The organism is Streptomyces sp. NPDC048496, from assembly GCF_043200055.1.
GTDB lineage: Bacteria > Actinomycetota > Actinomycetes > Streptomycetales > Streptomycetaceae > Streptomyces.
Map to the genome: position 1 here is coordinate 1 of NZ_JBICXB010000097.1, position 9,626 is coordinate 9,626.

The 9,626-nt window shown below is 67.7% G+C and carries 9 protein-coding genes and 2 pseudogenes; 6 read left to right on the plus strand and 5 right to left on the minus strand.

The features are described from left to right. Positions 1-333: 333 nt before the first annotated feature. The 3 genes and pseudogenes from ACGFSA_RS34230 to ACGFSA_RS34240 all read right to left on the minus strand — a co-directional run bounded on the left by ACGFSA_RS34230 (position 334) and on the right by ACGFSA_RS34240 (position 1,969). Positions 334-1,203 (minus strand): RNA polymerase sigma-70 factor, encoded by an 870-nt coding sequence (locus tag ACGFSA_RS34230; protein WP_393309948.1) that lies wholly within the window; start codon positions 1,201-1,203, stop codon positions 334-336. A 24-nt stretch (positions 1,204-1,227) separates the two neighbouring features. Next, positions 1,228-1,380: pseudogene (locus tag ACGFSA_RS34235) on the minus strand (carboxymuconolactone decarboxylase family protein); the annotation flags it as partial. Positions 1,381-1,522: 142 nt separating this feature from the next. Continuing rightward, a complete protein-coding gene (locus tag ACGFSA_RS34240; RefSeq protein ID WP_393309949.1) occupies positions 1,523-1,969 on the minus strand; it encodes a winged helix-turn-helix transcriptional regulator in 447 nt (148 codons plus the stop codon). Between the two features lie 66 nt (positions 1,970-2,035). Between ACGFSA_RS34240 and ACGFSA_RS34245 the strand changes: the two genes are divergently transcribed. The 4 genes from ACGFSA_RS34245 to ACGFSA_RS34260 all read left to right on the plus strand — a co-directional run bounded on the left by ACGFSA_RS34245 (position 2,036) and on the right by ACGFSA_RS34260 (position 6,482). Beyond that, the gene (locus ACGFSA_RS34245; protein WP_393309951.1) at positions 2,036-3,292 is read left to right on the plus strand and encodes an MFS transporter; all 1,257 of its coding nucleotides are present in this window, start codon (positions 2,036-2,038) and stop codon (positions 3,290-3,292) included. Positions 3,293-3,767: 475 nt separating this feature from the next. Beyond that, complete coding sequence (locus ACGFSA_RS34250) at positions 3,768-4,079, plus strand: ArsR/SmtB family transcription factor (protein ID WP_393309953.1); 312 nt, start codon at positions 3,768-3,770, stop codon at positions 4,077-4,079. Between the two features lie 85 nt (positions 4,080-4,164). Next, positions 4,165-5,373: an MFS transporter gene (locus ACGFSA_RS34255; protein ID WP_393309955.1), complete on the plus strand. Its 1,209-nt coding sequence runs from the start codon at positions 4,165-4,167 to the stop codon at positions 5,371-5,373. 734 nt (positions 5,374-6,107) lie between these two features. Next, positions 6,108-6,482, plus strand: coding sequence for a LysE family translocator (locus ACGFSA_RS34260; RefSeq protein WP_393309957.1), 375 nt, complete (start codon positions 6,108-6,110; stop codon positions 6,480-6,482). Between the two features lie 181 nt (positions 6,483-6,663). Here the strand turns inward: ACGFSA_RS34260 and ACGFSA_RS34265 are convergent, their stop codons facing one another. Then, positions 6,664-6,861, minus strand: coding sequence for a hypothetical protein (locus ACGFSA_RS34265; RefSeq protein ID WP_393309959.1), 198 nt, complete (start codon positions 6,859-6,861; stop codon positions 6,664-6,666). Positions 6,862-7,020: 159 nt separating this feature from the next. On the opposite strand from ACGFSA_RS34265, the gene ACGFSA_RS34270 reads away from it, so the two are divergent. After that, positions 7,021-7,953: a hypothetical protein gene (locus ACGFSA_RS34270; RefSeq protein WP_393309961.1), complete on the plus strand. Its 933-nt coding sequence runs from the start codon at positions 7,021-7,023 to the stop codon at positions 7,951-7,953. A 307-nt stretch (positions 7,954-8,260) separates the two neighbouring features. On the opposite strand, the gene ACGFSA_RS34275 is transcribed toward ACGFSA_RS34270, so the two are convergent. Continuing rightward, positions 8,261-8,734 (minus strand): carboxymuconolactone decarboxylase family protein, encoded by a 474-nt coding sequence (locus tag ACGFSA_RS34275; RefSeq protein WP_393309963.1) that lies wholly within the window; start codon positions 8,732-8,734, stop codon positions 8,261-8,263. 449 nt (positions 8,735-9,183) lie between these two features. Here ACGFSA_RS34275 and ACGFSA_RS34280 point away from each other — a divergent pair. Next, positions 9,184-9,537, plus strand: a pseudogene (locus tag ACGFSA_RS34280) (hypothetical protein); the annotation flags it as partial. Positions 9,538-9,626: the final 89 nt, after the last annotated feature.

The following is a 9,626-nucleotide window of genomic DNA, read 5'->3' on the forward strand; positions in this document are numbered from 1 at the left end:
TTAGACAAGCCGGATCATCGCAGGTCACGGGGCACCTTTTGCAGTTCGTGACGCAACGTCACCACCCTGGGAAATCACGGTGAAACACCGAGGCCGGAGGACGACGATGAGGAGCAGCAGCAGCAGCAGCGGCTGCTGCTGCTGCTGCTGCTGCTCCTGCGGCGGCGGGGCGGCGACGGCGGTGCCACCTGTTCGATGGCTGGGTGTTTGTCCCAGCAGTACGACGAGACGACCGCCTGGAATGTCGGGTCCCGACGTACCGCCTCACCCTCGTGGGTGTTCCGGGCGGTTCTCAGCGCCCGGAACACCCACTGCGCCAGAGCAACAGCAGGCTTACCTGGCGAGTTCGGCCGGTTCGTCCAGCCGCGTCAGCTTCCGCGGGTTCCGCACCACGTAGATCCGGGTGACCCGCCCGTTGTCCACCACGAGGCTCACCGCGGCCGGCTCGCCGTCGATCTCGACCCGGCCCGCAGGCGCGCCGTTGAGCCACACGGTCGTCGTCTCGAACGCGGCCACCACCCGATTCGCGCGTGCGAGCAGCGGCGCCACCAGTTCGGCACCGTGGATCGGAGTCAGAGCGGCGGCCACAATCCCGCCACCATCGGCGATCAGGACCACGTCCGGTGCCATGACCTCCATCAGCTCCTGCAACTGCCCGTTGCGCAGAGCGAGCAGGAACCGTTCCACCACGGCCTGCTGCTCCGACCGGCTCACCTGCATCCGCGGCCGCCGAGCAGCCACATGCTCGCGTGCCCGCCGCGCGATCTGCCGCACCGCGGCCGCGGACTTGCCCGTCGCCTCGGCGATCTCGCCGTACGGCACCGCGAAGACCTCACGGAGCACGAACACCGCCCGTTCCGCCGGGCCGAGCGTTTCCAGCACGGTCAGCATCGCGATCGAGACGCTCTCCGCGAGTTCGACGTCCTCGGCGACATCAGGGCTGGTCAGCAGCGGCTCCGGCAGCCACTCGCCCACGTAGTCCTCCCGGCTGCGCGACAACAACGTCCGCATCCGGTTGAGCGCCTGCCGCGTGACGACCCGGACGAGGTACGCCCGCGGATCCTGCACCTGCGACCGGTCGACGTCGGCCCACCGCAGCCAGGACTCCTGCACCACGTCCTCCGCGTCGGCCGCCGACCCGAGCATCTCGTAGGCAACGGTGAACAGCAGGCTGCGATGGGCAACGAACGGGTCCCCGATCATGGCGTCGACACCACGCCGGGCTTCTCAGGACGCGGCCAGCGGAATCTCGCACGCGTCGGAGAAGCCCTGCGAGGTGACCCCGTTCGCCACGTTGGCCCTGGTCGCCAGGTTGGCATAGGCGATATACGCGGTGAGCTCGACCATCGCCGCCGGACCGAGCCGATCGAGCAGACTCGCGTCTCGCCCCCTCGCCCGTCGGGGTCGAGGGCTACCCGCACGTCCGGTTGATGGCTCTGTGCGAGACCGGCACCCGCGGTCTGCTGGGGGCCGTTTTCGGGCCCACACGTACCGGTCGAGTATCCAGGATCACGGGGAAACTTCAACCGACCTTCTTCACCGTGATGTCGTCAGGTCCGAGCTGCCGCCCGTCGGCCGAGTGGACCTCGAGAACACGAGGCGGCTGCCCGTGCCGTCGGTCGACCATCTCCGAATGCGGTTCGCCGGGATCGAAGAAGTGGCCCTCACCCCACTGGCGCAGCGCCACAATGACGGGAAAGAGGTCCTTGCCCTTGGGCGTCAGTACGTAGTCGTGGTAGGCGCTGCCGTCGGCCGCCGGAACGATATCGAGGATGCCGCCGGCGACAAGGACGCGCAGTCGCGCCGCGAGGATGTTCTTCGCCACGCCCAGGCTGCGCTGGAACTCTCCGAAACGGCGGCTGCCGTCGAACGCGTCGCGGACGATCAGGAGCGACCACCAGTCGCCGATCGCGTCGACCGATCGAGCCACCGGGCAGTCACTTTCGTTGAAGCGTGTCCGCTTGGCCATGACGCCCTCCCTCATATTCGGTTGCAACATGCTACCAGGCGGGGCTACGGTTCGCCTGGTAGCGATATGCAACCGATTCGGGTCGAGGAGTACCGCGTGGTCAGTGACGAGACGACGATGAGAACCGGCAGCCCGATCGGGCAGGCACCGCCTCGCGCCCTGTCCAGAAGCACGACGCTGCTGTTCGCCGTCGCGTCCGGGGTGGCGGTTGCCAACGTCTACTTCGCGCAACCGCTTCTGGCCACCCTGGGCCAGGATTTCGGGATCAGTGCGGCAAGCGTCGGCATCGTCGTCACTCTCACGCAGATCGGATACGGACTGGGGCTGTTCCTGCTGGTACCTCTGGGTGACCTGGTCGACCGACGGCGCCTCATCGTGACGCAGCTGGTCCTGCTGGCGACGGCGCTCACCGCGGTCGGCACGGCGGCCACCGCGCCGATCCTGTTGACCGCCCTGGCCGCGGTGGGCTTCCTCGCCGTCGTGACGCAGACCCTCGTGGCCTTCGCCGCATCGCTGTCACCCCCGGCCGAGCGGGGCCGCGTGGTCGGCCTGGTCACCAGCGGGATAGTCATCGGCATCCTGCTCGCCCGCACGGTCTCCGGAGCGCTGGCCGACCTTGCGGGCTGGCGATCGGTCTACCTCGCATCGGCGGCACTGACCCTCGCGCTCACGTCGGCCCTGCACCGCGTGCTGCCGCGACGCGCCACACCGCCGGAATCCATGCGGTACGGGCAACTCCTGCGTTCCACCCTCGCGCTCTTCGCCCAGGAACGCGTGTTCCGGATCCGCGGTCTGCTGGCCCTGCTGATCTTCGCCGCGTTCAGCACCCTGTGGAGCTGCGTCGCGCTACCGCTGAGCGAGCCGCCGTTGTCGCTGTCGCACACCGCCATCGGGGCCTTCGGACTCGCGGGGGCGGCGGGCGCGCTCGCGGCAGCCCCGGCGGGCCGTCTGCACGACCGGGGCCTCGCCCAGTGGACGACCGGCACCGCGCTGGCCCTGCTCGCCGTGTCGTGGCTTCCCCTCGCGTTCACACGGCAGTCGCTGTGGGCGCTGGTGATCGGCGCGATCGTCCTCGACCTCGCCGTCCAGGCCGTCCATGTCACCAACCAGAGCCTGATCTACACGGTCCGTCCGGACGCGGGAAGCCGGCTGATCGGCGGCTACATGGTGTTCTACTCGATCGGCAGCGCCACGGGGGCCGTCGCCTCGACGACCGTCTACGCCATAGCCGGATGGGGCGCCGTGTGTGTCCTCGGCGCCGCGATCAGCGTGCTCGCACTCCTCCTGTGGGCAAGGTCTTCACCGACGGCCCGTTCACCATAAGGTCCGCAGGTTGTCGAGGTCTCCGGCCGACAGCCCTCCGGTACTGTCCCGCTCCCCCGGCCGCCGGCCGGAAACGACGATGCGGGCACGCAGCCGCGTCCGACATCAAGAACTACGTGCGCGGCCGCGCCCCATGCCCATCGGGGGCCAGTCGCGGCCGCATCCCGCAGGCCGCGAGGGGACGTCGCCGATCAATCGCGGCCGCGCTCCGAGAGGTCCCGCAACAGTTCCATGACCGGGGAACACCACGAGCGCCAGGAACACGGGCATGCCCCCCGCAGGCCACCGCCTACGCGCCGCACAAGGACCGCGCCCCCTGTGCGCAGCGCAGTCCCGCGGCCGTGTCGGCCACGCCAGTCCCGGCGAGCGCCCGCAGGCCGCCCGACGGAAGCGGGAGGTCGCGCGATTTGACTTGCCACTACATATCGCGAAAGCTAGATGTGTTCCGTGGAGAATCGGACGGAGAGGCAGACCGATGGATCCCCTGGCTGTGCACAAGGCACTCGCCAACCCCGCACGCCTGCAGTTCATGCAGTGGCTCAAGGATCCGGCGAAGTACTTCGACGAGGACTCCTACCGGCAGCAGGGGCTCGGCTTCCACATCGGCGTGTGCGTCGGTGACATCCAGAAGCGTGCCGGGCTTGCCCAGTCGGTGGTGTCCGGCTATTTGCAGACCCTGAAGGACGCGGGACTGCTCACCTCGGAACGCATCGGCAAGTGGACCTACTACCGACGCAACGAACCAGTGATCGCCGAGTTCGCCACGCACATCCGCGACGAGCTGTAGCCCGCGCGCAGCCCGCCCGATTCCCACGCATGCGCTCCCACACAGCTGAATGCATCTACTTTTCTAGATTTGATGAAAGGTCGCGATGAGAAAGGCCTCCCTCACCGTCCTGGTGCTCGCCCTGGGCGTGTTCGGGATCATCACCACCGAGATGGGCATGGTCGGCGTGCTCCCCCAGGTCTCGGCCGAGCTCGATGTCACGCCGTCCGCCGCGGGGTGGCTCGTCGGAGCCTTTGCCCTGGTCATCGCCGTGTCCGGGCCGTTCACAACACTGCTCGCCTCCGGCATCGACCGTAAGAAGGTGCTCGCCGCCGCAATCGCGGTGTTCGCCGTCTCCAACGCCGTCTACGCGCTCACCACTCAGTACGAGGTGATGCTGGCCTTCCGCGTCGTTCCCGCCCTCTTCCATCCGGTGTTCTTCGCGGTCGCGCTCGCGACCGCCGCACGGCTGGCGCCCGCCGAGGACGCGGCCCGGGCCACGACGACCGTGTTCGGCGGTGTCACCGTCGGCTTCGCCTTCGGTGTGCCGCTGACCTCGTACCTCGCCGAGCATGTGTCCCTGGCGTCGGCGTTCTGGTTCGGCGCGCTCGTCAACCTGATCGCCTTCCTCGGCATCCTGCGGTTCGTACCGCCGATGCCCGTCGGGCAACGGGTTTCCTACGGCGCCCAGTTGAGCGTTCTCAAGCGGCCCCGGATGTGGCTGACCATTGCGTCCGTCGTCCTCGTCTTCGCCGCGATGTTCTCGGTCTACGGCTACTTCGCCGAGTACCTGGGTCAGGTCACGCACATGGATGGCACCTGGGTCAGCGCCATGCTGATGGCGTTCGGGATTGTGATGATCCTCGGGAACTTCGCCTTCGGTGGGCTGTTGCGGCGCAACCTGATTCGTACGGTGGTTGCCTACCCGGTCCTGTGCCTGCTCGTCTACGTGCTCCTGTACGCCGTCGGCCCCGTGTTCGCGCCGATGGTCCTGGCCGTACTGGTCTGGGGGGCCGTGCACTCTGGCGGGCTCATCGTGAGCCAGAGCTGGCTGGGGAGGGACGCCGTCGACGCGCCTGAGTTCGGCAACAGCCTCTTCATCTCGTTCTCGAACCTCGGCATCACCGTCGGCACCGCGGTCGGGGGCTGGGTCATGGCCGAGTACGGTGCCCGTCAACTCGCCTGGGCAGGAAGCGGGTTCGCGGTCGCCGCGCTGATCGTCATGGCGCTGCGACTGGGCCTGGAACGCACCGGTGAGCGGCACGCGCCGCAGCCTGACCCGCGCACACGGACGCTCGGTGAGGCTCGTACCTGACCGTTCCTATCCAGTGCGCGTGAGTGAGTCCTGGACCCACTGCTGTGTACTGGGCGTATCCCGAACGGTGTTGGATGCGCTGGGTTCCCGCTTTCGCGTCCCGTTCGGTGACGGCTCTCCGGGGGGCCGGTCCGTTGCGGGTGGGCGGGTTCCCTTCTCAGATTGGCTTGGGTTTCCTGGGTGATTCTGGTGTTGCGGGATCGCCTGGGAGATGACTCGGTTGTCCCCAGGCTCTGCGAGCAGGGGTGCCTCCCCGGGTGGGGGTGGTGTGGGCGTGGCGGTGGAAGCCTGCCCCGAGTCGTGCCCCGTCCCGGAGACGTGCCACTCACCATCACCCAGGATCCCCAGACCAATCGATCCACTGCGAAGCACCCTCCTCGCCCGCAGTACAGGGACCCGGCAGCCGATCTGCACTCAGCGTTATCAGCGGCGCTCGTAGGCTGGCCGGGCCTCGTAGACACAGCACCACACGTTCGTCCACGCCGTTGGGGAGCCCTTGCGGCGTAGGGACGAGCCCGGCTCTGCCCGACGGCGATTGCCCCGAGCACCTGGAGCGCCTTCAGGTCGTCTGGCACGCGCCGTAATCGGCGATGTCCCTACCGTCGGTGGGGGCATCGCCGTTTTCATTACCTATCGATCAATCACCCGGGAAGGTACGTCCTCCCCGAGCCGATCCGCAGGTCCTGAGCATTGCTCTCATCGCCACCGCCAGGCACTTCAACACCCCGGTGACCATGCTGCGATTCAACCCGGACGTCACCGACCTCCTCCAGCAGTACACCGGCCTGTCTCCTCTCCTCGCCGAGACGGACTCGGTCAGTGGCGGCTGGCGGCAGGGAACATTCACCAACCTCCTCAACCCGAAGATGGGCGTCTTCTACGTCGCCGTCCTGCCCCAGTTCATCCCTGCCAGCGCAAACCACTTCGCCATGGGACTCCTGCTCACCACCGTGCACATCCTCATCGGTTTGATGTGGTCGGCCGTCCTCGTTGGCTTTGCCCGCGTGCTGCACGGCTGGCTCAGCAAGCCCCAGGCCCGCCGCCTGCTCGACCGGATCACCGGAACCGTCATCGTCGCCTTCGGCGTCCGACTCGCTCTCAGCGACTGAGTACCCGGCCCGCCAGCGTCCAGCCTTGCTCAGTGCCGGGTCGAGCTCCGGCCTCGCCGTCGAAGGGTGCCCCTGGCCGGAAGCCACGCACGAGAGCAAGGAGGACAGGGACCCTGGTTGGCGGGCCCGCTTCGAGCGCTTGCTGGGCTTTCTCCACAACACCGGGTGACCGATGGCGTGATCACCCGCCCAGCGGATCGGAAAAACCGTCATCCCCCTCCTGATCGCGGGCGCGGAGCCACCGATTCCGGGTGATCTGCCGGAGACACTGCGCGAACTCACCCTGAAGAACGCCCACTTCCTGGCTCCGTTCGAGGAGGGCGAGGACGAGCGGTGGAAGGCGAGGCTGGACGAGCTGATCGACGTACTCGAACCGCACGTCTCCCCCACCTGGCGGCCGAATCCGGCACCGGAGCCAATCCGGTCCCTGGGCCCAAGAAGCCGCCGGCCCGCGGGCGGGTCTCCGGATGACCACCTACTTGGTGGTCCCCGGCCGGATGACCACCGGCCGCGTGCTCGTCGACCACGCCTTCTCGCAGTGGGTACGGTCCTCCTGGCCGTGGCGCTACCCGTCACGGCCGCCGTGTTGGCGCCGAACGACGCCCCTCACGGCCGAGACGAACCGGCACCGACGATGATGCTCACCATCCTGTCGGTCGTCGGCATGGCCGCATGTCTGTTCGCAGCGTTTGTCGGGCGCGTGCTGCTCCGGCGCGCGGTCGACGGCTGGGAGCGCTGGCTGCACAGCGTCTCTATGAGGAAGTACTTCGTGGTAACTGCGGTGGTGCCCTTCGCCCTCATCTTCGTCGGCCTGACTATTGCCATGACCCTGCTGGCCGCGTCCTGGTCGATGGGAATGGTGCTGCTGCTGGTCCTGTCCGTCACTGTCGCGAGTACGGCAGCACGGTTCATCGAGGCTGAGAAGCAGGAGGCAAAGCAGTGGGACGCGTGGCCGACGGCGCTGCCCATTGCCCCCGCACCCAGGCGGGACCTCCGGCGCGCGGTCGCGCGGCTGGAGGAACGTATGAAGCCCTGGGAGCAGCCGCTCACCCGCGAACAACGAGATAAGGCCCATTGGGAGCTGCGGGAATTCGGCCGGGCCCTGGAGGAGGCGGAGCGGGCAGCCGGACGATCGCGACTGGTGTGGATGTACCAGGACCGGTTCCGGCACTCCGCCGGGTACATCCTGTGGATTTCGATCAGCGCCTCGCTCGCCCTGGCCTGGACGCTGCCCCTCGTGGCAACGGGTGAGGCCGTCTGGATCACATACACGTTCCCGGGGGTCGTTGCGCTCACCGCCACCGCAATCGCGCTGACCACGTGGGAAGTCGGTTACCGGCACCAGCGCTGGCTCCACCGTGCCGTGATGGCGGAACTTGCACCGCGCACGGAGGCGCTCCGCGCCCGGGTGGAGGAGTTGAGCGCACCGGCCCGTTCCAGGCCTTCCCGGTCTGGCGCGACGATTCACTGATCAGCCTCTGTCTGTGAACGGCCCACGGACCTCGCGGGGCCCAGTTCCCCCCGTGCGGCGCCGCCTCGCCGCATGCTGGCGTGGGCACTGGACGGCGTGACCATGCAGCTACTCGTCAGCCGATGCCGTCGCTACGGTGATATGTCTGCAGGTCGACAAATTTTGAGCGTGTGCCATCGAGGTTTGAGTGAGGGTCAGTCGGACCGCCGGACGGACCAGAACAACACACCGGGCTCCGCGAAGCGGTGCCCGGTGTGTGTGTTGCTGCTGGTGGTGCCGGACGACACCAGCGGCCACGGCCGTCCCGTCAGTGGAACTGACCGGGCTGGTAGTCGCCGGCGGGCTGCTGGATGATGACGTTCGCCCGGTTGAAGGCGTTGATGAGGGCGATCCCGCACACCAGGGCGGCCAGCTGCTCCTCGTCGTAGTGCTTGGCAGCGTTCGCCCAGGCCTCGTCCGTGACCCCACCGGCCGCGTCCGCGATGCGGGTGCCCTGCTCCGTCAGCTCCAGCGCGGCCCGCTCGGCCTCGGTGAAGACCGTGGCCTCCCGCCACGCCGCGACCAGGTTGAGACGTACCGAGGTCTCACCGGCAGCGGCGGCGTCCTTGCTGTGCATGTCGGTGCAGAAGCCGCACCCGTTGATCTGACTGGCGCGGAGCTTCACCAGCTCCTGCGTCGTGGTCGGCAGCGTCGAGTCCTCGAGCATCTTGCCTGCCGCAATGATGTGCTTGAAGACCTTGCCTATGGTCGGACTGCTGAAGGCGTCCAAACGGGCACTCATGGTGATCTCCTCTGCCGTTGTCGGTGCTTACACGCTTACGACGGCACAGCTCGGCAGGATGTGACATGAACGCCTGTGGCCTGCGTCTCCCCTCCCGCACCGCAACGGGTGGGCCAGACTCGACGCCGATGTCCGGCAGACATCTCGGGGGAACGACAGCCTCTGACGGGGCACCAGTTATGTTTCGAGTCATGCCGGATCATCGGCGTCGAGCCTGGCAGCAACCCATCCCGGGCCGCAGAAGAACTCTCACAGTTATGTTTTTCGCGGTCCTGCAACGGGACCGCTGGCCTCCCGGCCCGGCATGACTGTTGCCCCCAGTGCTGCTCCTGCTCGACTACTGAACGGATCCGCCCGTGCAACCCTCCGTCGAGACGACCGGATTGCCCACGCAACGTTCGCGCCCCGGCGAGTCCACGCGTGTCGGTGTGGGCTGGGAACGGCATCGTGTGCCGCTCCTGGCCACGGCTCTTTCCGTACCCCTGTACGTGATCTGGGCGATCTGGCTTGCCACTGGTGGCGGAGATCTCGCAGCTCAGGCGTCCTGGACCGATTTCGTCTCGCAGCATCCCGGCACCCCATACAACCTGTCCTGGTACGGCGGCATCCACGTCGGTAATTACAGCGTCATCGCACCGCAGTTAATGGCCTTGTGCGGTGTGCGGACCGTCACCGTACTCTCCGGAATGGCTGCCTCCTGGCTGGCGGCGAGTCTGTTCGTGCGCAGCGGGGTGCGCAGCCCCCTGTGGCCCGCTCTCCTGGCAACACTGACCCTTTGGTGCAACGTGGCCTGCGGGCGAGCAATACTCAAGACCTGTGGATCGGCCTCGGGTTGGCACGTGAAGGGCGTACCTTCCCGAATGATCCTGTGATGGTCATCGAGTAGGCCGAC

Excerpts from the sequence above, each read along its gene's own strand:
- ACGFSA_RS34260 (WP_393309957.1), top strand. The coding sequence starts at position 6,108 with ATGCTGCGATTCAACCCGGACGTCACCGACCTCCTCCAGCAGTACACC.
- ACGFSA_RS34230 (WP_393309948.1), bottom strand. The coding sequence starts at position 1,203 with ATGATCGGGGACCCGTTCGTTGCCCATCGCAGCCTGCTGTTCACCGTT.
- ACGFSA_RS34250 (WP_393309953.1), top strand. The coding sequence starts at position 3,768 with ATGGATCCCCTGGCTGTGCACAAGGCACTCGCCAACCCCGCACGCCTG.
- ACGFSA_RS34275 (WP_393309963.1), bottom strand. The coding sequence starts at position 8,734 with ATGAGTGCCCGTTTGGACGCCTTCAGCAGTCCGACCATAGGCAAGGTC.
- ACGFSA_RS34255 (WP_393309955.1), top strand. The coding sequence starts at position 4,165 with ATGAGAAAGGCCTCCCTCACCGTCCTGGTGCTCGCCCTGGGCGTGTTC.
- ACGFSA_RS34240 (WP_393309949.1), bottom strand. The coding sequence starts at position 1,969 with ATGGCCAAGCGGACACGCTTCAACGAAAGTGACTGCCCGGTGGCTCGA.
- ACGFSA_RS34245 (WP_393309951.1), top strand. The coding sequence starts at position 2,036 with ATGCAACCGATTCGGGTCGAGGAGTACCGCGTGGTCAGTGACGAGACG.